Source organism: Stenotrophomonas sp. 107298_Sma (assembly GCF_056480345.1).
Genome location: NZ_CM151094.1, coordinates 82,772 through 103,576, shown reverse-complemented (window position 1 = coordinate 103,576; position 20,805 = coordinate 82,772). Strand labels below are relative to the sequence as shown.

General features: G+C 67.9%; 19 protein-coding genes. 6 read left to right on the top strand and 13 right to left on the bottom strand.

The genetic code is table 11. The features are described 5' to 3' along the window. Positions 1-191: 191 nt before the first annotated feature. From plsB to ACZK2G_RS00490, 4 genes are all read right to left on the bottom strand, one after another. Entirely contained in the window at positions 192-2,828 is a 2,637-nt protein-coding gene (plsB, locus tag ACZK2G_RS00505; protein WP_046984703.1) for a glycerol-3-phosphate 1-O-acyltransferase PlsB, read from the bottom strand. Continuing rightward, positions 2,828-3,787, bottom strand: a complete 960-nt coding sequence (locus ACZK2G_RS00500) for a hypothetical protein (RefSeq protein WP_478474373.1) — start codon at positions 3,785-3,787, stop codon at positions 2,828-2,830. Before ACZK2G_RS00500 ends, plsB begins: the two co-directional genes overlap by 1 nt. A gap of 398 nt (positions 3,788-4,185) precedes the next feature. Next, a complete protein-coding gene (gene pyrF, locus ACZK2G_RS00495; RefSeq protein ID WP_478474372.1) occupies positions 4,186-4,911 on the bottom strand; it encodes an orotidine-5'-phosphate decarboxylase in 726 nt (241 codons plus the stop codon). Next, positions 4,908-5,831, bottom strand: coding sequence for a 5'-nucleotidase, lipoprotein e(P4) family (locus ACZK2G_RS00490; protein WP_046984708.1), 924 nt, complete (start codon positions 5,829-5,831; stop codon positions 4,908-4,910). Before ACZK2G_RS00490 ends, pyrF begins: the two co-directional genes overlap by 4 nt. A gap of 102 nt (positions 5,832-5,933) precedes the next feature. On the opposite strand from ACZK2G_RS00490, the gene ACZK2G_RS00485 reads away from it, so the two are divergent. Beyond that, positions 5,934-6,584 carry a YceH family protein gene (locus tag ACZK2G_RS00485; RefSeq protein ID WP_046984700.1) on the top strand — a complete coding sequence of 217 codons (651 nt, stop codon included), beginning with the start codon at positions 5,934-5,936 and terminating at the stop codon, positions 6,582-6,584. A gap of 114 nt (positions 6,585-6,698) precedes the next feature. On the opposite strand, the gene ACZK2G_RS00480 is transcribed toward ACZK2G_RS00485, so the two are convergent. Then, positions 6,699-7,226 carry a GNAT family N-acetyltransferase gene (locus ACZK2G_RS00480; RefSeq protein ID WP_136638441.1) on the bottom strand — a complete coding sequence of 176 codons (528 nt, stop codon included), beginning with the start codon at positions 7,224-7,226 and terminating at the stop codon, positions 6,699-6,701. A gap of 261 nt (positions 7,227-7,487) precedes the next feature. After that, positions 7,488-9,464, bottom strand: coding sequence for a UvrD-helicase domain-containing protein (locus ACZK2G_RS00475; RefSeq protein ID WP_012509630.1), 1,977 nt, complete (start codon positions 9,462-9,464; stop codon positions 7,488-7,490). A 99-nt stretch (positions 9,465-9,563) separates the two neighbouring features. Between ACZK2G_RS00475 and ACZK2G_RS00470 the strand changes: the two genes are divergently transcribed. Genes ACZK2G_RS00470 through ACZK2G_RS00460 form a run of 3 tightly spaced genes read left to right on the top strand, consistent with a single transcriptional unit; the run spans position 9,564 to position 11,596 of the window. Beyond that, the gene (locus tag ACZK2G_RS00470) at positions 9,564-10,235 is read left to right on the top strand and encodes an SEL1-like repeat protein (protein ID WP_046984695.1); all 672 of its coding nucleotides are present in this window, start codon (positions 9,564-9,566) and stop codon (positions 10,233-10,235) included. Beyond that, complete coding sequence (locus ACZK2G_RS00465) at positions 10,232-10,966, top strand: SEL1-like repeat protein (protein WP_088479392.1); 735 nt, start codon at positions 10,232-10,234, stop codon at positions 10,964-10,966. The genes ACZK2G_RS00470 and ACZK2G_RS00465 overlap by 4 nt, the downstream gene beginning before the upstream one ends. A 9-nt stretch (positions 10,967-10,975) precedes the next feature. Then, entirely contained in the window at positions 10,976-11,596 is a 621-nt protein-coding gene (locus ACZK2G_RS00460; RefSeq protein WP_046984694.1) for a thymidine kinase, read from the top strand. Between the two features lie 149 nt (positions 11,597-11,745). Here ACZK2G_RS00460 and ACZK2G_RS00455 read toward each other — a convergent pair whose 3' ends face one another. The 5 genes from ACZK2G_RS00455 to ACZK2G_RS00435 form a co-directional block, all read right to left on the bottom strand. Then, a complete protein-coding gene (locus ACZK2G_RS00455) occupies positions 11,746-13,350 on the bottom strand; it encodes an OpgD/OpgG family glucan biosynthesis protein (protein ID WP_012509627.1) in 1,605 nt (534 codons plus the stop codon). Between the two features lie 105 nt (positions 13,351-13,455). Next, positions 13,456-14,268, bottom strand: coding sequence for a bifunctional DNA-formamidopyrimidine glycosylase/DNA-(apurinic or apyrimidinic site) lyase (gene mutM, locus ACZK2G_RS00450; protein WP_295382206.1), 813 nt, complete (start codon positions 14,266-14,268; stop codon positions 13,456-13,458). Between the two features lie 40 nt (positions 14,269-14,308). Beyond that, positions 14,309-14,947, bottom strand: a complete 639-nt coding sequence (locus tag ACZK2G_RS00445; RefSeq protein WP_478474371.1) for a hypothetical protein — start codon at positions 14,945-14,947, stop codon at positions 14,309-14,311. Between the two features lie 14 nt (positions 14,948-14,961). Next, positions 14,962-15,297 carry an EF-hand domain-containing protein gene (locus ACZK2G_RS00440; RefSeq protein ID WP_046984691.1) on the bottom strand — a complete coding sequence of 112 codons (336 nt, stop codon included), beginning with the start codon at positions 15,295-15,297 and terminating at the stop codon, positions 14,962-14,964. Then, positions 15,294-16,496, bottom strand: coding sequence for a DesA family fatty acid desaturase (locus ACZK2G_RS00435; protein ID WP_046984690.1), 1,203 nt, complete (start codon positions 16,494-16,496; stop codon positions 15,294-15,296). Before ACZK2G_RS00435 ends, ACZK2G_RS00440 begins: the two co-directional genes overlap by 4 nt. A 187-nt stretch (positions 16,497-16,683) precedes the next feature. On the opposite strand from ACZK2G_RS00435, the gene ACZK2G_RS00430 reads away from it, so the two are divergent. Next, complete coding sequence (locus tag ACZK2G_RS00430) at positions 16,684-17,469, top strand: ABC transporter ATP-binding protein (protein ID WP_046984689.1); 786 nt, start codon at positions 16,684-16,686, stop codon at positions 17,467-17,469. 141 nt (positions 17,470-17,610) lie between these two features. Here ACZK2G_RS00430 and ACZK2G_RS00425 read toward each other — a convergent pair whose 3' ends face one another. Together ACZK2G_RS00425 and ACZK2G_RS00420 are read right to left on the bottom strand one after the other, a co-directional pair. Continuing rightward, on the bottom strand, positions 17,611-18,813 hold the full coding sequence (locus ACZK2G_RS00425; RefSeq protein WP_478474370.1) for a DUF4785 domain-containing protein: 1,203 nt from the start codon (positions 18,811-18,813) through the stop codon (positions 17,611-17,613). Between the two features lie 11 nt (positions 18,814-18,824). After that, the gene (locus ACZK2G_RS00420; protein ID WP_046984687.1) at positions 18,825-19,703 is read right to left on the bottom strand and encodes a hypothetical protein; all 879 of its coding nucleotides are present in this window, start codon (positions 19,701-19,703) and stop codon (positions 18,825-18,827) included. Between the two features lie 260 nt (positions 19,704-19,963). Between ACZK2G_RS00420 and ACZK2G_RS00415 the strand changes: the two genes are divergently transcribed. Further along, complete coding sequence (locus ACZK2G_RS00415) at positions 19,964-20,803, top strand: acid phosphatase (protein WP_100442918.1); 840 nt, start codon at positions 19,964-19,966, stop codon at positions 20,801-20,803. Positions 20,804-20,805 lie beyond the last annotated feature (2 nt).

The following is a 20,805-nucleotide window of genomic DNA, read 5'->3' as shown; positions in this document are numbered from 1 at the left end:
AGACGGCCCTGGTGGGTGCCAATCCTGGTTGGTACCTTTGCTTGCGGTAGCTGCCAACCTTGGTTGGCCTCCTGCTCTGGTAGGTGCCAACCTTGGTTGGCCTCCTGCTCTGGTAGGTGCCAACCTTGGTTGGCACGGCTGGAAGGTGTGTGGACCAAGGTCCACACCCACCGCATGTCCCAGCGCCAGCCTCAATCCTGCGGCGCAGGCTCGTCCGGGCGTGCCGCTTCCGGGCTGACCCGTTCGATGGTGTGGCGCAATTCGCGGCCGAGGATGAACTTGGCATCCTTGGCCCAGGCGTCCAGGCGTTCGTCGAACAGCAGCTTGCTGTTCTCGTCCGGCCACACCAGGCGCAGCTCGCGCAGCTTCTGGATGAAACCACGGAACAGGGACTTGTCGAAGAACTCCGGTGCCGCCGGTGCATAGAGCAGGCTCAGCCGCTGCGCGGCCTGCTGGCACAGGCTTTCCAGCTCGGCCGCGCCGAGCACGCCCGGGCCGTTCTTCACCAGCACCGAGATGGCGATGTAATAGCGCTCGAAGGCCTGCTGCAGCGAGTGGCCGATGGCCCGCAGGCGGAACACTTCATCGGTCTGCCCGGTGTTGCGGGCAAGGATGCCGCCGTCGTCCTCGTTGACGTTCTGCAGCAACCCTTCGCGCACGAACACGTCGATGGTCTGGTCGATGCGCTGGGCGAACTCGTCCTCGGTCCACGGCAGGAACAGTTCGGCCTGCAGGAACGGGTACACCGTGCGGCCCAGCTGGACCAGGCCGGTGCGGCTCATGCGGCGGTTGTTCTGGAAGCAGCAGGCCACCCACGACGAGGCGGTGAACAGGTGCACCACGTTGTTGCGGAAGTAGCTCAGCAGCACCGCGGTGTCGCCGCTGACGCTGAGCACGTCGCCCAGCGGGTGCTTGATGCGGGTGAGGACGTTGATTTCCTCGGCGTGGGCGATGATCCGCTCGGGCGAGTGCGGGGTCACCGTCACCCGGTCCGAATACGGCATCTCGACCAGCAGGGTCTTGCACAGCTCGATCTGCGCGATCAGGTCGGCCTCGCCCATCGCGTGCTTCGGCGTGGACAGCAGGGCCAGCGCCAGCAGGTTGATCGGATTGACGTCGGCGGCACCGTTGATGCGTACCTGGATGCGCTCGGCCAGCGTATCGACGGTGGTCGACAGCCAGGACGGCTTCTCATCCTCGGACACCGCTTCGCCGCCCCACTCCGGGGCCTTCTCGGCCAGCACGTCGTTCAGCGCGATCGGCTCGCCGAAGTTCACCACCACCTGGCCGTAGTTCTGCTTGAGCACCTTGGGGATGCCCCACAGCAGCGACCAGATCGATTCCTTTTCCTTCGGCCGCCCGGACAGTTCATCCAGGTAGCTGCCGCCTTCCATCAACTTCTCATAGCCGATGTAGATGGGCTGGAACAGCACCGGCTTGCGCGGCTGGCGCAGGAACGCGCGCAGCGTCATCGAGATCATGCCGCCCTTGGGCTGCAGCAGGCGGCCGGTACGCGAACGGCCGCCCTCGACGAAATACTCCAGCGAGTAGCCGCCGGCCACCAGCTGTGCGACGTACTCGCTGAGCACCGCCGAGTACAGCGCGTTGCCGCGGATCGAGCGACGGATGAAGAACGCGCCGCCCTTGCGCAGCAGGGTGCCGACCACCGGCAGGTTCAGGTTGATGCCGGCCACGATGTGCGGCGGCACGATGCCACGGTCGTACAGCAGGTAGGACAGCAGCAGGTAGTCCATGTGGCTGCGGTGGCTGGGCACGTAGACCACTTCGTGGCCCGGCGCGGCGGCCTTGAACTTGTCCAGGTGGTGCACCAGCACGCCCGCATAGATGCGGTTCCACACATGGCTGAGCATGAAGCTGGCCGAGCGCACTACCGGGCTGGAATAGTCCGCGGCGATTTCCCAGGCATAGGCATGCGCCTTCTTCCAGGCATCGGCCGGCTTCGAATTGTCGCGCTTGGCCTGCGCGGCGATCGCTTCGCGCACCGGTTCGGCGGCCAGCACCTGGTCCACCAGCAGGCGCCGGGTAGACAGGTCGGGGCCGATCACCGATTCACGGATGCGTCGGAAATGGGTACGCAGCACGCGCTGCAGCTTGCGCACCGTACGCTCCGGCTCCAGGCCTTCGTCCACGGTGCTGCGCAGCGAGATCGGCGGGGCGAAGCGGACGATGGTGCTGCGGCCGTTGAGCAGCACCGCCAGCAGGCGGCGGAAGCGACCCACCAGCGCCCAGTTTTCCGAGAACAGCACGGCGAACCAGCCGCTCTGCTTGTCCGGCGCGCGGCCGACGAAGATCGACACCGGCACCAGGTGCACGTCCAGGTCATCGCGCACGCGATGTGCCTGCAGGACCTTGGCCAGCGAATCGGAGTGGGTCTTGGCGCCGCGCTGCTCGGGGATCAGCGAGTTGCTGGAACTGCGCCGCGACAGCGCCAGGTAGGCGCGCTTGCGCCCGGTCGGGTCACCGGCCAGCGGCACCAGTGGCGACGGCAGTCCGGCCTGGCGGCAGGCCTTGTCCAGGATCAGCGCATTGGACAGGCCGTAGTCTTCCAGCACGTACATCACCGGGCGGCCATCGTTGTACTGGCCCGGGTCTTCCGGCTCGATCTTCAGCGACAGCCATGGCTCGACCAGGCGGCCGAGCAGGCGCGCCCACAGCGGCCGACGGCCGGCCGGCCGCGCATGCGCCGACGGCGGTACCGGATTCGGGCCGGTACCGGTCGAGGGGGACGCCGGCGCCGTATCGGCGGGCGTCGACTGGGATTCTTCGCCGGGGAACGGCAGCGGGTTCTGTTTCGACATCGGCGCCATTATGGCTTAGGCGGCGGCGTTGCCGCTTCCCCACCCTCGATGGGGGCGTCGGCAGGCGTTGGAGCCGCCGCTGCCCGGGCAGCATCGGCCTGGCGCAGCAGGGCATCGGTATCGGCCAGGGTGCGGGTCAGGTACCAGTGGCCCTCGCGCCGGCTCAGCGGCAGCTGCAGGGTCATCTCGCGGCCGGCCAGGTCGTAGCGCAGGCGCACCAGCGCGTTGTCGCCCTCCACCGACAGCAGTTCGCCACGCACACTGCGCAGCGCTTCGTCCACACCCAGCCCGTAACTGCCAAGCACGGCCTTGAGCGTGTGGATGAACGGTGCCAGCTGCTGCAGGCTGCCTTCCATGCCCGCGGCCTGCAGGCCGGCCTCATCGTCGAAACCGACCTTGCCCGCCGCACCGACCAGCGCGGCGATGGTGTTGCGCGCACGGGCGCGGTCGCTGATGGGTGCTCCCTGCGCCCACTCGGCGAGGGTTTGCACCAGAGCGACGTAATGGGCCTGCTGGCCAGGCGTGTAGCCCTTCTGGTGGCGCAGGTACTGCACGCCGAAATTGCCCATCGACTGCGCCGCTTGGCGTACCGCGCTGGCCTGGCCTGCCAGCTGGCGGTCGAAGCTGCGCTGCAGTTCGGTACTGGCGTTGGGCTTGCGCAGTGCGGCCAGCATCGGCAGCAGCTGGTCGCCCAACGGCAGCTCGGTCAGCGGCCATTGGCTGTGGCCGTCGGCCCAGGCCTGCTGCAGGCGCTGGTACTGGCTGGGTGGAACCGACAGCTTCGCGTAGCCGATCAGATCGTCCTCGGCCAGGCGCAGGGCCATCGCCTGTACCGCCGCCACGGGTTCGGCCGCGGGCTTGGCCGGATCGTCGGCCGATTCGCGGCACGCGGCCACGGCCACGGCCAGCAGCAGCATGGCTGCCAGCCCCCATCCACGCGCAGACCTTCCTCGCACCGCCACGCTCATGCAATCGGACTCCCCGGACCGGTCCGCATCTTGCGGCCTGCGACGTGACAGCGGCAAGCCGCCCGGTCACGGTTCCGTCAGCAGAGGGGTCAGATCCCGCTGCCAGCGGCAGGAGGCTCTGACCCCGCGCGAAAAAAAAGAGCCCGGATCACGAGGATCACAGGCTCTTCAAGCCGGCGCGAGGCCGGTGGACAGTGTTGTGGCACATGTCCGGTCCGAGGACCGGATGGCGGCGATCCTACGCTGCCCCGCAAGTTAAGGCAACACATGATGTAATGCCATTCAACTTGTTGATTTATTTAAAAATCTAGAGCCACAGGCGAGACCGGAGGACTTCTCCGGCGCGATTCCTGCCGATTCGGGCACAACACCTGCGTGGAGCAAGATCGGCGACAGCCTCAGCGCGCTGCCAGTGCCGACGCGATTTCCTGCTGGATCGCCCGCGCTGCGGCCTGCGGATCGGCGGCCAGACGGATCGGGCGGCCGACCACGATGGCGTCGGCGCCATCGGCGAAGGCCTGGGCCACGCCGACCGTGCGCTTCTGGTCATCGCCGACCGGGCCACCGGGGCGGATGCCCGGGCAGACGATCGAGAACCCGGCGCCGGTGGCGGCGCGGATCGGGCCAGCCTCCTGACCCGAGGCGATTACGCCATCAATACCGGCGGTCTGGGCGGCCAGCGCGCGTTCGACAACGACGTCCACCGGCTCGCGGTCGATACCCATCTGCGCCAGGTCCGGGCGCCCCATCGAGGTCAGCACGGTCACCGCCAGCAGGCGCATGTCGCTGCTGTTGGCGGCCGCGCAGGCTTCCATCATCGCCGGGTGCCAGCCATGGATGGTGGCGTAGCTGACCGGCCACTGCGACAGGCGCTTGATCACCGCAGCGGCAGTGGCCGGGATGTCGAAGAACTTCAGGTCGACGAACACGCGCTTGTTACGGCGAGCCAGCTCGTCCAGCACCTGGAAGTACTCGCCGGAGGCCAGCAGTTCCATGCCGATCTTGTAGAACGCCACGCTGTCGCCGAGGCGCTCGACCCAGTCCAGCGCCCGCACGCGGTCAGGCACGTCCAGCGCGAAGATCAGGCGCTCTTCATCGCGCAGCGGCAGCGGCGCGCGGCTCACGGTGCATAGTCCAGGGCAGCGCGCTTTGCGTCGTGGCGGGCCTGGCGCGACTGGCTGTAGTCATTGTTGAACTGCGCCGGTTCGAAGCCGCCGTAGGTCGGGTTCGGCAGCATCCACCAGCGCTCGCCGAACCAGTCGTGGTACTGCTGCAGCAGCGCGTCGCGGCCGTCGTTGGTGTTGGCGGTCACTTCGACGAAGTCACCCAGCTGGTCGCCGAACTGCATCAGCACGCGGTACTTCTGCCCGGCCAGGCGGCGGCGGCAGTTCTTCTCGCTGCCGGCCTGCTCGCAGCCTTCAACCACGGTGCCCAGGCCGAGGAACACGCTGTCGTCGGCCACCGGCAGGCCCTGCTCGCGCAGGTTGGCCAGGGTCGCGTCCTTCAGGTGCACGGCGCGGTTGGAGATGTACAGCAGGGTCACGCCCTTGGCATTGGCGGCCTTGGCGAAATCGACCACGCCCGGGATCGCCTTGGCCTTCTTTTCGGCCACCCACTGGTCCCAGGTCATTTCATCGTATTCCTTGCCGTCGCGGACCAGGCGCGCCTGGTAGGGCGAGTTGTCCAGCACGGTCTCGTCCACGTCCAGCACCACCGCCGGCTTCAGGCCCTTGGCCTCGTTGCCGCGTTCTTCCGGCACCAGCGCGTCCCAATGGGCTTCCTTCAGCGCCACATCGAGGTGATCGGCGGCAGCACGGTAGGTCTGCTCGGTGATCGCCTTGTACTCCTGCGCGCGCTGCATCCACAGCACCGCGTTGAGGTTGTCGTTGGCGGTCAGATCGGGCGTGCCTTCAGCCTTGGCAGCGGCGGCCGGAGCCTCCGGCGCAGCGGCGTCGGCGGCAGGCGCGTCCACGCGCTTGCAGGCGGACAAGCCCAGCGCCGCGGTGGCGAGCAGGGTCAGGGACAGGGAAACGGGACGACGCATGAAGATCACCGGAAATCAGATGTACCGGCCCATTTTACCGGCAAAGGCGGCCCCGGGACGGCTATGCTTGATGGTTGACCCGTTGTCCCTGCGAAGGCCGCCATGACCGATTCCACCCCGACCCCCGACGTTCCCCTGCTCGACGCCGTGCAGGCCCGCCTGCTGGGCTGCCTGGTGGAGAAGGAAGCGACCACCCCGGACACCTATCCGCTGACGGTCAACGCCGCGCAGTCGGCCGCCAACCAGAAGACCGCCCGCGAGCCGGTGATGAACGTCGATGCCGGTAGCGTGCAGCATGCGCTGCGCCAGCTGGAGACCCTGGGCCTGGCCCGCCAGCACTTCTCCTCGCGCGCCGATCGCTACGAACACCGCCTGCAGGCCGCGCTGGACCTGACCCGGCAGCAGACCGTGCTGCTGGCGCAGCTGCTGCTGCGCGGGCCGCAGACCCTGGGCGAGCTGGTCACGCGCAGCGAACGCCTGCACCGCTTCGCCGACGCCGACGAAGCCCGCCACGCCATCGAGCGCCTGCAGCAGCGCGCCCTGCTGGTGGTGCTGCCGCGCGCCAGCGGCCAGCGTGAGGACCGCTACATGCACCTGCTGTGCGGTGAGGTGGATGGCGCTGCATTGGCGGCGAAGTACGCCAGCAGCGGCGGTGGCAGCGAAGCAGCCGATCCCGGCCTGGCCGAGCGCGTGGCCCAGCTGGAAGCGGCGGTGGCCGAACTGCAGGCGCAGCTGGCCGAACTGCGCGGCTGAAACAGTCCATCGGGGTCGGATCCCGCGAGGCGGGCTCCGACCCCGTGCGCATCAGGTAGTGCCGGCCGCTGGCCGGCATCCATGATCCACCGGGTTGCCGGCCAGCGGCCGGCACTACCCGACCAGCGCCGCACCCGGCGTGGCATACAACCGACTGGGCGAGTCGACACCCGGCAACTGGACCACACCGCGCTCCTGCATGCCCAGCCCCAGCAGGATCTTCCCGGAAACCACGTTGTCCAGGTCGGTGATGCCGTACAGATCCTGCAGGTCCAACTCAGCGCGCGCATGCGTGAACACCGCCCGCGCCGCCTCACCGGCATAGCCCTGCCCGGCGAATTCGGACAGCACCGCATAACCAATATCCGGCCCCGGCAGGCCATCACGCCGCACCAGCCCGGCATTGCCCAGCCACGCGCCATCGGCCAAACGCTCGATCGCATACATGCCGAACCCATTCAACGCGTAGCTGTGCAGCACCCGCAGTGCGATGTACTCACGCGCCTGCTCCTCGCTGCGCACGTTGCGGTCACCGATGAAGCGCACGAAGCCCGGATCGTTGAGCAGCGCCAGCATCGGCGCCGCATCGCGGTCGGGTTCGATCGCACGCAGGCGCAGGCGTTCGCTTTCAATGGGATGCACGCGCAGACCTCCAGCAGAAACCCCGATTCTGCCTCAACGCGCGGCTGTTGCTTTTGATTTTCTTTGCATTGCCGTGGCAGGACGCGCCCGGAATCTGTCAGAGGCCGGTCGGGGTGGGTTCGCGGGGGTATCCGCGCCATGGATGGCGCGGTTAAGCCGCCAGGGACGGGTTCACGGCGTCCCCCGCGAACCCACCCCGACCAGCCACACCGCGTAGCCAACGCGCGCTCCACCACGGAGGGGCGGCGCCGTTGGAGCGCCTTAGTCGAACAGCGCCTCGATCGCCGCCAACCCGGCACTCGCCCGCTCCTTCTTGCGCGCCGCATCCGCCACCGGATCAGCGCCATCGCGCTGGATCTCCTCGGCCGGAATTTCCTCGAAGAACCGGCTCGGCTTCAGCCGCACGTGTTCACCGAACTTGCGGGTCAGCTTGCTGTAACTCATCCACAGCTGGATCTTGGCGCGGGTGATGCCCACGTACAGCAGGCGACGTTCTTCCTGCAGGTTGCCCTCGTCCAGGCTCACCTGGTGCGGCAGCACGCCGTCCTCGCAACCGACGATGAACACATACGGGAACTCCAGGCCCTTGGAGGCGTGCATGGTCATCATCCGCACCTGGTTGCCGCCCTCGTCCTTGTCACTGCGCGACAGCAGTGCCAGCTGGCCGGCAAGGTCGGCGGCAGTGGCGCCGCGCGGGCCGCCCTCGAACCACTGCGCCAGTTCCTCGATGTTGTTGGCACGGCGCTGGTAGCTGGCCTCTTCCTTGGCCTGCTGGCGCAGCTCGCTGAGCAGGCCTGACTCCTTGGCCACCTTGCGGATCATGTCGCCGGAGCTGATCTGGCGGGTCTGCGCACGCAGGTCACGCAGGATGTCGGTGAAGCGCGCCAGGCTGTTGGCCGCGCGCGGCGGCAGCTGCTGCAGGGCACCGATCGCTTCTGCGGCCTGGGCCATCGGCATGTCCTTTTCCTGCGCCAATTCGGCCAGCTTGGCCAGCGTGCCGGCGCCCACATCGCGCTTGGGCGACTGCACCGCACGCATGAACGCGGTGTCGTCGTCCGGGTTCACCAGCAACCGCAGCCAGGCCAGCGTGTCCTTCACTTCCTGGCGTTCCAGGAACATGGTGCCACCGGTCAGGTGGTACGGAATGCGCAGCAGCTGCATGGCCTTTTCCAGCGGACGCGACTGGAAGTTGCCGCGGAACAGGATGCAGAAATCGCTCCACGGCACCTTGCGCGACTGCGCCACGAAGGCGATCTCGGCGGCGACCTTTTCCGCTTCGTGTTCGCTGTTGCGGCATTCCCATACGCGGATGCGCTCGCCATCAGCCTGGTCGCTCCACAGCTTCTTCAGGTGCTCATGCGGGTTGTTGGCGATCAGCGCGTTGGCCGCGCGCAGCACGCGGTTGGAACAGCGGTAGTTCTGTTCCAGCTTGATGATTTCCAGCGCAGGGTAATCGCGCCCCATCTGCTGCAGGTTTTCCGGGTTGGCACCGCGCCAGGCGTAGATCGACTGGTCGTCATCACCCACGCAGGTGAAATTGCCCTTGTCGCCGGCCAGCTGCTTGAGCAGTCGGTACTGCGCATCGTTGGTGTCCTGGCATTCGTCCACCAGCAGGTAACCGATACGCTCGCGCCAGGCCACGGCGATGTCCGGGTTCTCTTCCAGCACCTGTACCGGCAGACGGATCAGGTCGTCGAAGTCGACCGCATTGAACGCAGTCAGGCGCAGCTGGTAGCGCTCGTAGACGCTGGCCGCTTCCTTCTCGCGGTTGCTGCGAGCGGCCGCCATCGCCTGTTCGGGCGACAGGCCGGCATTCTTCGCGCGCGACACCAGGTTCTTCATGTCCTCGATGTCATCGGGCTTGGCCCCGTACATCAGGTCCTTGATCTGCGCGGCGGCATCGTCGGCATCGAAGATCGAGAAGCCGCGCTTGAGGCCCACCGCCGCGTGCTCGATCTGCAGGAACTTCAACCCCAGTGCGTGGAAGGTGCAGATGGTCACCTCGTCGGCGTCCTGCTCGCGCAGTCGCTTGGCCACGCGCTCGCGCATTTCCTTGGCCGACTTGTTGGTGAAGGTGATCGCCGCGATGCGCCGGGCGGGATAACGGCCGCAGCCGATCAGGTGGGCGATCTTTTCCACGATCACGCGCGTCTTGCCGCTGCCCGCGCCGGCGAGCACCAGCAACGGACCTTCGATGTGCAGGACGGCGGCGGCTTGGGGGGGATTGAGACCGTGCATTGGATGGGGATTGTAGCGGGGCGGCGACGGGCCGACCTGACTTGCACCGCAGCGCGCCGTAAGGTATTGAATCGGCTTCGGAACACAGGAGCGTGGTCCATGTCATCGATTGTCATCATCCGACCGTTCGCGGCCGCCCTGCTGGGCCTGCTGGCGGTACCCTCCCTCGGGTCGGCGCAGGCGCCGCGCGCCGATGCCTATGAAGCGATCGTGCTGCAGTCGCACGAATTCCTGACCTACCACCCGGACCTGCGCTTCCGCGGGCTCGGCATGGATGCCCGTGAACGCGGCCGCGACGAAGAAGCCCGCACCCAGTTCCGCAATGCCGCGCGCTATGGCGACAAGCTCTCCCAGGCGGCGCTGGCGGACATGCTGTGGAACGGCCAGGGGGGTCCCGCCGACCGCGCGCTGGGCTATGCCTGGATGGACCTGGCCGCCGAGCGCGGCACCGAATGGCTGGTGGTGCAGCGCGAGCGCTACTGGCAGGCGTTGACGCCCGAGGAACGCGAGCGCGCCGTGCGCGAGGGTCGCACGCTGTACACCGAGTTCGGCGACCCGGCAGCCAGCCCGAGGCTGGAGCGCGAACTGCGGGCCGGCAGCATGCAACAAACCGGCAGCCGCGCCGGCTGGAGCGGTGCCATGCGCAGCCAGGGCCGCGGCGATGCCGGGGCACGCGTGCTGCAGCCGGAGAAGCATCAACTGGCGCGCTACTGGGATCCAGTGGCCTACCGACAGTGGCAGGACGAGGAGCTGGCCCGGTCCGGACGATGACCCTCATCCCACGTGCAATCGGCGCCGTCGCGCTGATGCTGCTGGCGCCCTTCTGCGCCACCGCCAGCCCCTGCGCTCCCGACCCTACGGCGTCGATCCCGTCGGCCCTGCTGACCGAAGGCTTCCTGCAGGCCCACCCTGACCTCTACTGGCGCGACCTGGGCCAGCTGTCCTGGCGGCGCGGCAAGCCGGCACAGGCCTTGATGCGCTTCCAGCGCGCGAGCCTGTACGCCGACAAGTTCTCGCAATCGATGGTCGCGCGCATGTACCAGGAAGGTGTCGGCACCGAGACCGACCTGGTACTGGCCTACATCTGGATGGACCTGGCCTCCGAACGCGGCTACCGCGACCTGCTGGTCGAGCGCGAGCGCTACTGGCAACGGTTGGATCCTGCACAGCGCCGGCGGGTGCTTGCCGAAGGCCCGGCGTTGTACGCGCAGTACGGCGATACCGTGGCCAAGCCACGCATGGAGACCGTTCTGCGGGTCGCGCGCAACAGCATGACCGGCAGCCGTACCGGCTTCGTCAACCCCGGTCTGCGCATGGAGCTGGGCGAAGGCCCGGAAGCCAACCGGATGATTACCGGCGATGATTACTACCGTGACGCCTTCTGGGAACCGGACAGCTACTGGTGCCTGCAGGACCAGATCTGGCAGAACGCTCCGCCGACACCCAGCGTCGAGATCGGCACCCTGCGGCAGGTGCGCGACGAGGAGCCGGGTGGCGACTAGAATTGGCCGATGGCCAAGCTCTATTTCTACTATTCGGCGATGAACGCCGGCAAGACCACCACCCTGCTGCAGAGCGCACACAACTACCGCGAGCGCGGCATGCGGGTGGCGATCCTGACCCCGCGCCTGGACGATCGTGCCGGCGCCGGCGTGGTCGCCTCGCGCATCGGCCTGCGTGCGGACGGCATGGCCTTCGACCGTGACACCGACCTGCAGCGCTGGGTCGAGCAGGACCTGGCGACGAACGGGCCGATGGGCTGCGTGCTGGTGGACGAAGCGCAGTTCCTCAGCCGCGCCCAGGTCTGGCAGCTCAGCGAGGTCGTCGACCAGCTGCGCATTCCGGTGCTGTGCTACGGCCTGCGCACCGACTTCCGGGGCGAGCTGTTCGAAGGCAGCCAGTACCTGCTGGCCTGGGCCGACGAAATGCAGGAGATCAAGACCATCTGCCACAGCGGCAAGAAGGCGACGATGACGGTGCGCGTGGACGAGCATGGCCACGCCGTGCAGGACGGCCCGCAGGTGGAGATCGGCGGCAACGACCGCTACGTGTCGGTCAGCCGCGCGGAGTTCAAGAAGATCACACGCGGCGAAGGCCGGATCGATCCGGCGCAGGCGCCGCTGCCGCTGTAAAGGGTGTTCGGCAGGGCTGCGCCCTGCACCTGCCGAGGCCGGAGCCAGAGCAACGGCAAAAGCGGGCTATCCGTGGGATGCCCGCTTTTGACGTTGATCTGGCTTGTAAGCAGGGGCAGGGCTGCAAGCCCTGCAACCCACCACCCCTCTTAGTACAGCGTGCGCTCCGGCGCACCCGCCGGCGGCGGGGTGTACTGGTACAGCCAGGTCTCGGTCAGCGTCTTGCCACCACTGCGCAGGAACAGGCGGATGTCGATCTGCTCGGTGCTGCCTTCCGGCGGGACCAGGTCGAACATCGCGCGGTAACCGTTGATCTCGCGCAGCGGGCGCGCCGATACGATCTCGACCCGGCCGCGGCTGGCTTCCACCACTGCCTCGACCTCGCCCTTGTCGATCAGCCGGGCCAGTTCGCCGCCTTCGAAGTCCACCGCGAAGCGCCAGCTGAAGTACTCGCGCTTCTTGCCGACCACGCCACCCAGGCCGGTGCGGCTGGCCACGCAGTGCGCCAGCGGCGGCCGTGCGGGCGGCTCGGCACCCCAGTACAGGCGATACCCGACCAGCAGTTCCTGGCCCGGCTGCGGTTTTTCCTTCGGGTTCCAGAACGCCACGATGTTGTCGAAGGTCTCGTCCACGGTGGGAATCTCCACCAGCTGCACCGAGCCTTCGCCCCATTCGCCCTTCGGCTCCACCCACAGGCAGGGGCGCTTCTCGTAGAACACGCCGTCGTCCTGGTAGTGGTCGAAGTTGCGGTCGCGCTGCAGCAGGCCGAAACCACGCGGGTTGCGGTCCACGAACATGTTGAAGCGCAGGTTGCGCGGGTTCAACAGCGGCCGCCAGATCCACTCACCGGCGCCGGTCCACAGTGACAGGCCGTCGGTGTCGTGGATCTCCGGGCGCCAGTCCCATGCCATGCGGCGATCGTTCTCGCCCACCTGGTACATGCTGGTGCACGGCGCGATGCCCAGCCGCTCGATTGCCTTGCGCGGGTACAGCGCGCTGTCGATATCCATCAGCAGCACGTCGCCATTGGTGATCGCGAAGCGATAGGCGCCGGCCACGCTGGGCGAATCCAGCAGGCCGTAGACCACGATCGTCTCCGAATCAGCCGACGGCTGTTCCAGGTAATAGGCGATGAAGTCCGGAAATTCCTCCGGCTTGCCCATACCGGTGTCGATCGCAAGGCCGCGCGCGGACTGGCCGTACTGGCCTTCCTTGCCGACCGCACGGAAGTAGCTGGCGCCGAGGAAGGCGGCAAAATCGCGGTCGGTGTCCTTGCGGGTGTTCAGCCGGAAACCGGCGAAGCCAAGGTCGGCCGGCAGCTCGCCGTCCTTGATGCCGCTCTTGCCGTAGTTGAACGCTGCGCCGTCATAGGCCAGTTCCTGCGCCTTGCCGTCGACCACGTCGAACATGCGCACCGGCGAATGGAAATACAGGCCCAGATGGAAGAACTTGGCCTGGAACTTGCCCGGCTGGTCGGCCCACAGTGCGTGGTCCTGGCGGTAGCCGATCGACTGGTACTGGTCCCAGTCCAGGCCTTCCAGGCGGCCCGGCAACACCCGCTTGTGGCTCTTGTAGGGCGCCTGTGCCAGCGCGCGCGCCTGGCCCTTCAGGGTGGCGAAGTCGAACGGCTGCGGCTGGCCGAGGCGGCGCAGGCCCATCTGGCCGCTCTTGCTGGCCGCACACGCGGGCAGGGACGGCAGGCCGAATGCAGCCAGGGCGAGGGAGGCATTGCGGATGAAGTCGCGTCGTTGCATGCAGGCGCGTCGGGCACAGAGGGAAGGTCGGCCATCATAGGCAGACAAACGTTAACGGGCAGCGGAGACGCGCCCTGCCCGTTCAGCTGCCGCTGGCCGCGCGCCTCAGCGCTGGCAGTGGCTGCACCAGACGCTGGCGCGCTGGCCAATGGTGGCGTGCTTCAGCGTGCGGCCACAGTTCGGGCAGGGCAGGCCGTCGCGGCCGTACACCAGCAGTTCCTGCTCGAAGTAGCCCGGCGCACCATCGGGACTGATGAAATCACGCAGCGTAGTGCCGCCACGGGTAATGGCGTAGCCCAGGATCTCCTTCACCGCGTCGGCCAGCCGTTGGTAGCGCTCGCGTGAGATCTTCCCGGCCTCGCGCAGCGGGCTGATGCCGGCCTTGAACAGGCTCTCGGCGGCGTAGATGTTGCCCACCCCCACTACCACCGCCTGGTCCATCAGGAAGGTCTTCACCGGCGCGCTGCGTCCACGGCTGCGGGCAAACAGATAGCTGCCGTCAAAGGCATCATCCAGCGGCTCCGGGCCCAGCCCCTGCAGCAGCGGGTGGATCTCGCCTGCCGGCTGCCAGAGCAGGCTGCCGAAGCGGCGCGGGTCGTTGAAGCGCAGCAGGCGACCGTTGTCCAGACTGATGTCGACGTGGTCGTGGGCACGCAGCGGGGTATCGCCAGGCAGCACGCGCAGGCTGCCGGACATGCCCAGGTGCAGCACCGCGCTGCCGATGGCGGTATCCAGCAGCAGGTACTTGGCGCGCCGACGGATGTCCTCGATGCGCTGCCCTGGCAGCAGCTCGGCTACTTCCGGCGGAATCGGCCAGCGCAGGTCGGCGCGGCGAAGGATCACGCCGTGCACGCGGCGGCCCTGCAGGTGCGGCGCCAGGCCGCGGCGGGTGGTTTCTACTTCGGGTAGTTCGGGCATGGGGTGATTCTACGCCGGGCCATGCGAAGCCCGGCACCGGCTACGATTCGAGGTCGTTCGCTTCGACCAAGAAGGCGCCCTCGACCAGCGCGCCACGTCCGCCCAGCCTCCAGAACGCCAGGTAGGGGGCGAAGTCGATCGCCATCGGGGCCAAGGGCTGGGTGATGTACCAGCCCAGATAGAGATCGGAGGCGATGTGATACAGCGCCTCGTCGAGCGCGGCCATCTGTGGGCTGTCCAGCGTGCGCGCCTCATGCACCGCATCGCAGATGACATCGTGCAGGTAGTCGGCCGGGCCCGACCCGCGTAACGCCGCTTCCAGGCGCTCGGCCGGAGCAGCCACCACGGGCACCTCGCGCAGCGTGGCCTGCAGGCCGGGTTCACCAGCAGCGCCGGCCACGCGCGCCAGCTCGTCCAGCCAGGCGCGCGCGGCAGCCGCCCGTGCCTGTGCATTACCGGCGATGGCCGGTTGCAGGTACAGGTGGTCGCCCCAGTGGCCGGCGGTGAGCAGGTCCAGCGCGCGCGACCGCAGTTCGTCGGCATGCGGGAAAGCGGCGAACACGGCCGCCAGTGTGTCCCCGTCGGTCACGCCCTGCAGCAGGCCGGAGAAATACCAGTCTTCCTGCTCGCTGCGCCCAGCGCAGAAATCGAGCCATTCGGCGAGGAGTTCGTCGTCCATCCGGTCATCCATGGTCAGCGCGGCGGCGCCGAAAGTTCCCGTGCATCCAGGAACCCGTCACCGTTGGCGTCCTGCTTGTGGAAGCGCTGCACGATCGTCTGCCGCTGCTGTTCGCGGGTGATGGCCCTGCCCTTGCCACCGGGCAGCTCATCGGCGCTCAGCACGCCATCACCGTTGCGGTCCATGCGATCGAAGGCGTACAGCATCCACTGCAGGTACTCGGCTTCACTGACCTTGCCGTCGCCATCGCTGTCCATGCGCTGCAGATAGCTGGCAGTGTCGCTGACCTGGGCCTGCACGGCAGGTGCGCACACGGCGGCCAGCAGCAATGCCGTCAGCGCAGCCCTCATCCGCCCACCAGGGTGTAGCCCTTCAGTCGCGCGGCATAGGCCTGCAGCGCGGCGATGCCGCTTTCCTCGGCCTCGCGGCACCAGGCCTGCAGTTGACGCAGGCGCTCGGCGGCATCGTGGCCGCGGGCTTCCAGCAGCGTTGCCAGGCGCGCGCGATATTCCACCAGGGTGCGGATGCGCGGGCGCTGGGCGACCCATTCGCTGAGCTGCGCGCGGCTGTCCGGCTTCAACCAGCGGCCGTCGTTGACCAGGCCGCGACGCAGCCGGCGCGGCAGCAACCGGCGCAGCTTGGCACCCGCGTGTCGTGCTTCCTCGCGCAATGCCGGCATGAACACGTTGCGCTGGTAGTCGGTCATCGCCTGGAAGCGATGCGACAGCAGTGCCTTCAGGGTATCGGCGTCGGGCACGGCGATGTTCGGGCGCACGTCCATGGCCGGCGCGACACGCAGGACCTTGGCCAGGCGCAATGCCTGCAGCAGGCGGATCGCACTCCAGCCGATGTCGAATTCCCAGCGCCGCATCGCAAAGCGCGCCGAACTGGGGAACGCATGGTGGTTGTTGTGCAGTTCCTCGCCACCAATCCAGAACGCCCACGGCGTCAGGTTGGTGGAGGTGTCGGCCGATTCGTAGTTGCGATAGCCCCACCAGTGGCCCAGGCCATTGACCACGCCGGCGGCCCAGAACGGGATCCACGCCATCTGGATCGCCCACAGGGCGACGCCCGGCAGGCCGAACAGCACCGTGTTGATCGCAAACAGCAGCACCGGGCCGAAGGTTGCATAGGGGGTATACAGGCGGCGCTCGATCGCGTCGTCCGGAGTGCCGCGACCGTACTGTTCGATGTCCCCGCGCAGGCCGCGTGCTTCGCGGTACAGCTCCACGCCGCGCCAGAACACCTGGCCGATGCCACGGGTAACCGGGCTGTGCGGGTCGTCCTCGGTTTCCACCTTGGCGTGGTGCTTGCGATGGATCGCCACCCACTCCTTGGTGATCATCGAGGTGGTCAGCCAGGTCCAGAAGCGGAAGAAGTGCGCGACCACCGGGTGGAAGTCCACGCCCCGGTGCGCCTGGCTGCGGTGCAGGTAAAGCGTGACCGAGAAGATCGTGAGCTGGGTGAAGACCAGCAGCACCAGGGCCAGCTGCCACCAGCCCAGGCCTAGCACGCCACCGGTCAGCAGGGACATCAGGGCATCAGGCATGGCGGCTCTCCAGAGCGACACAGGTATGGCAGACATCATGGGCGCTTGCGTTGCAAACTGCATCCCTGCGGCGGTGCTTCGCATCGCCATCCGAGGCACCGTTCACAGTTGGGGACCTGAGTTGTCGAGCCTTGATCCGCGCGCCTGCGCCGTTACCGTTGCCCCGTCCGCCGGGGAACTGCCGCCGTTGATCGAACTGGACCGCGCCACCGTGGTGCGCGGCCAGGTGAAGGTGCTGCACGGACTCAGCCTGCGCATCGCGCAGGGCCAGCACACCGCCCTGCTCGGCCCCAACGGCTGCGGCAAGTCGACCTTCATCAAGCTGATCACCCGCGAGCTGTACCCGCTGGCGCAGGCCGACGGCACGGTGGCGGTGAAGGTGCTGGGGCAGAACCGCTGGCAGGTCGACCGGCTGCGCTCACAGCTGGGCATCGTCACTGGCGACCTCAGCAGCAACCTGGCCGACATGCCCGGGCTGACGGTGGAGCAGGCGGTGCTGTCCGGCTTCTTCGCCAGCTACGTGGTGCCGGCCTTCCGCGAAGTGACCGCCGACATGCAAGAACGAGTTGGCGAGACACTGGCGATGACCGGCGCCCTGTCCCTGCGCGGGCGCGCGTATGCCGAGCTGTCCGCCGGCGAAACCCGCCGCGTGCTGATCGCACGGGCGCTGGTCAACCGGCCACAGGCGCTGCTGCTGGACGAGCCCTCCACCGGCCTGGACCTGGTCGCCCGCGAGCAGCTGGTGGCGACCATGCGAGTGCTGGCCCAGCAGGGCATCACCCTGGTGCTGGTGACCCACCACATCGAAGAGATCATTCCCGAGATCGAGCGGGTGGTGCTGCTGCGCGACGGCCGCGTACTGGCCGACGGCACCCGCGCCGAGCTGCTGCGCAACGAGCCGCTGTCGGCGGTCTTCGGCGGCGCGATCACGGTGGTCGAGCAGGAAGGCCGGCTGACCGCCTACGCGGGGTAGACAGACGCATCGCTTTCCGCAGCCGTCTGTAGCGTCGAGCCATGCTCGACTGCCGTTCGCCGCGAGCAGAAGCAGCCGAGCATGGCTCGGCTCTACTAGGAGCATTGCAGCGGGCCGGAACCCGGCCCGCTGCACGCAACCTCAGAACCGCAACGCCAGTGCGCGCGATTCAATCGGTGCCATCCGGCTCTGGTCCTGCAGTTGCAGGTCGCGCAGCTCGTACGGTGCGCCGAAGCCAGCCGGCAACGCAGCCTGGTCGAACGGCAGCACCAGCTGGCCTGCGCCCGGGCCATCGAACCACGCCGCCGCGTGCGCCTGTGCAACCGGCTTCAATTGGCCATCGCGGGCAGTGGCGTACAGCGTGCCGCGCGCTTCGTAGCGACCGGCTGCAGCCACCTGCAGGGGCAGTGCCACCCGGCGGGTGTCCGGGTCCGGTGCGGCCTGTCCACTGAAGCGGGCAGTCGGCCGTGCCACCGCGAAGGCGACCTTGCCATCGCGCAGCACACCGTCGGCCTGCGCGAACACCTGCAGTTCCCACAGCCCCTGAACGGTTCCGACATCGGCCGGGATCCTTACCTGCGCGCGCAGCGCACCATCGGTGGTGCGCAGCAGCCGTTGCGGCCAGCTGCGGCCATCCGGTGCGACCAGCAACGCTTCACCGCCCAGGCTGCCGCGACGCGACGCCAACGCTGCGGCGGAGGTACCGTCTTCCAGCAGGCGTACCTGCAGCTGCACGCTGCCGCCGGCCAGCACCTGCGCCTGGTTGGCCTGCACCTCCAGCCGCAGCGGGCTGTTCGGTTCCAGTACCTGCACCACATAGCGACCCTGCGCCTGCGCGCTCTGCAGCGTATACGCACCGACTGCACTGGTCGCGCCGGTACGCAGCATGCTGCTGCCATCGCTCACCGGCATGCCGGCATCCTGCAGCGCGCGCGCATCGACACTGCGCGCCACGCTGCTGCGTCCGGCCGGGTCGCGCACCTGCAGGGAGTTGGCCGGCAGTGCGCGGGCACCGTCGGCCGGGCTCAGCTGGATCACCGCATCCGGCGCCGTCAGCGGCAGGTCCAGGCCGCGTTGCAACTGCATGCCATCGACCTGCTGCCAGTAGCTGCGACTGACCGAGTCATACGGCGTGGTCGGCTGCAGCGGTTGCGTCGGGTCCAAGGCCCAGGCAAAGGCCAGCGGCGCGTGTTCGCTTTCATCGGTGGGCAGCGGCGCGGCCACCAGGGCGGCGGGCACCTGATCGCCTGCGCGGACGGCCTGCAGCGGCTGTGCGGCCTGCGCTGTGGACAGGGACAGCACTGCCAGCACGGCGCTGGCCAGCAAGGTGGAATGGATCGTCATGGTCGTTTCCCTCACTGGGTCAGGTCGTTGCGCAGAAGGGTGCCGAGGCCGAAGCACTCGCGGCGGCTCTGGTTATGGCTGAGCGGTTCTGCACCCTGGGTACGCGCCTTGTCGGTGAACCAGGTGGTGCCGGCAGCCTTCTGGCTGCTGCACTCCAGGAAGCCATCGGAGCAGGACGACAACCAGTTCTGGGTGAATTCCAGGCCGACGTTGGCGGCATAGCCACCGCAGTAACTGTTGCTGTCCCACACGGCCGACTCCACGTCGCTGCCGACCACCGCACGGAACGGCTTGGGCAGCGCAGGGCGACCGGCGGTGCCGTAGAGGTTCTGCGCGTTGTAGGTGGCCATGCTTGCCACCTGTTGCTGGCGCACCGCGTCGTTCTTGTAACCCAGCAACCAGCCCAGCGAGGTTTCGAAGGTATTGCCGTTGAGCACCGCATCGGCCAGCGGTGTGCCGGCAGAAGACGGCGCCAGCGCGTTGACCTTGCGCACCGTGCGGATGATCTTCGGATAGCGGCTGTCGTAGGTCGGATTGGACAGGATCCAGCGCATCACGTTGCCGCCATTGGAGTGGGTGATCACCACCAGCTGGGTGATGCCGCGGCTGTCGATGAAGCCGGTCAGCTGGTTGGCCAGGCAGCCGGCGGCTTCCGGCTTCCACATGTACTGGGTGAAGTCGCAGTTGATGACCACATAGTTGTTGCTGTTCGGCAGGCCCTGGCGCACGGTGTCGATGATCGCCGGCTGCCAGTAGTCCTGGGTGGCATTGGTCTGCGCGCCGGTGCCATGCACGAAGGCCACGCCGACCACGTCGGCGGCTTGCGCTTGGGCGGTTGCCAGCCCCAGGACCAGGGCCAGGACGGTACTTCCTGTTGCGGTGCTGCGCATCGCTTCTCTCCCTCTGTCAGCGGATCCCCCCGACCCGGCTGGAACTGGACGGCGTCTCGATCACCGTTGTGCCGATGCTCACGGCGCGGCCGCGTGAAAGTCCGTGCGCTGCGCCCGGATTCAGGAGACTGACAACACTCGATGACGTTTTTCATACTGCTGCGATGACCATGCCGGGTCTGGCCGTATGACCGATGGCCACTGCGGTGTCGCATACGGGCTGCGATCATGACGCGATGTTTTTCCTCCGGAGCCCGTCCATGTCGCTGATTTCCCACCCCGCCCGCCCCCTGCTCGGCCTCGCCGTTGCCGTGGCCCTGGCTGGTTGTGCCGCCACCGCCGCCAAGCCGACCGCCGTCGAAGCCAACATCACCACCAAGGCGGTGGGCTATCTGGACAAGAGTGCGGTTCCGGCCAGCCTCGACCTGGTGCCGGCACCGCCGGTGGCCGGTTCGGCCGCCCTCGCGCTGGACGAACAGGTCAGCCGTGAAGCCCGCGCGCTGCGTGGCAGCCCGCGCTTCGCCCAGGCCGGCGTCGATGCCGAACTCGGCTTCCCCGAAGGCGCCAACCACTTCTCCTGCGCCGCTGACATCGACGTCGATGCAGTGAAGACCCCGGCGCTGTACCGCCTGCTCGAGCGCAGCCGGATCGACGCCAGCGCCGCCACCAAGGCGGCCAAGAACCACTACCAGCGCCCGCGCCCGTTCATGGTCAACGGTGAGCCGACCTGCTCGCCGAAGGACGAGGAAGGCCTGCGCAAGAACGGCTCCTACCCGTCCGGCCACACCTCGATCGGCTGGGCCTGGGCACTGATCCTGTCGGAGATCGCACCGGACCGCGCCGATGCCATCCAGGCGCGTGGCCGCAACTACGGCGAGAGCCGCCTGGTGTGCAACGTGCACTGGCAGAGCGACATCCTGGAAGGCCGTTTCATGGGCGCCGCCGCCGTGGCCCGCCTGCACGACAACGCCGCGTTCAACAAGGATCTGCTGGCCGCACGCAAGGAGATCGCTGCCGCGCGCAAGGCCGGCCTGCACTCCAGCCGCGACTGCGCTACCGAGAATGCGGTGCTGAAGGTGCGCCCGCAGAGCGCGCTGTAAGC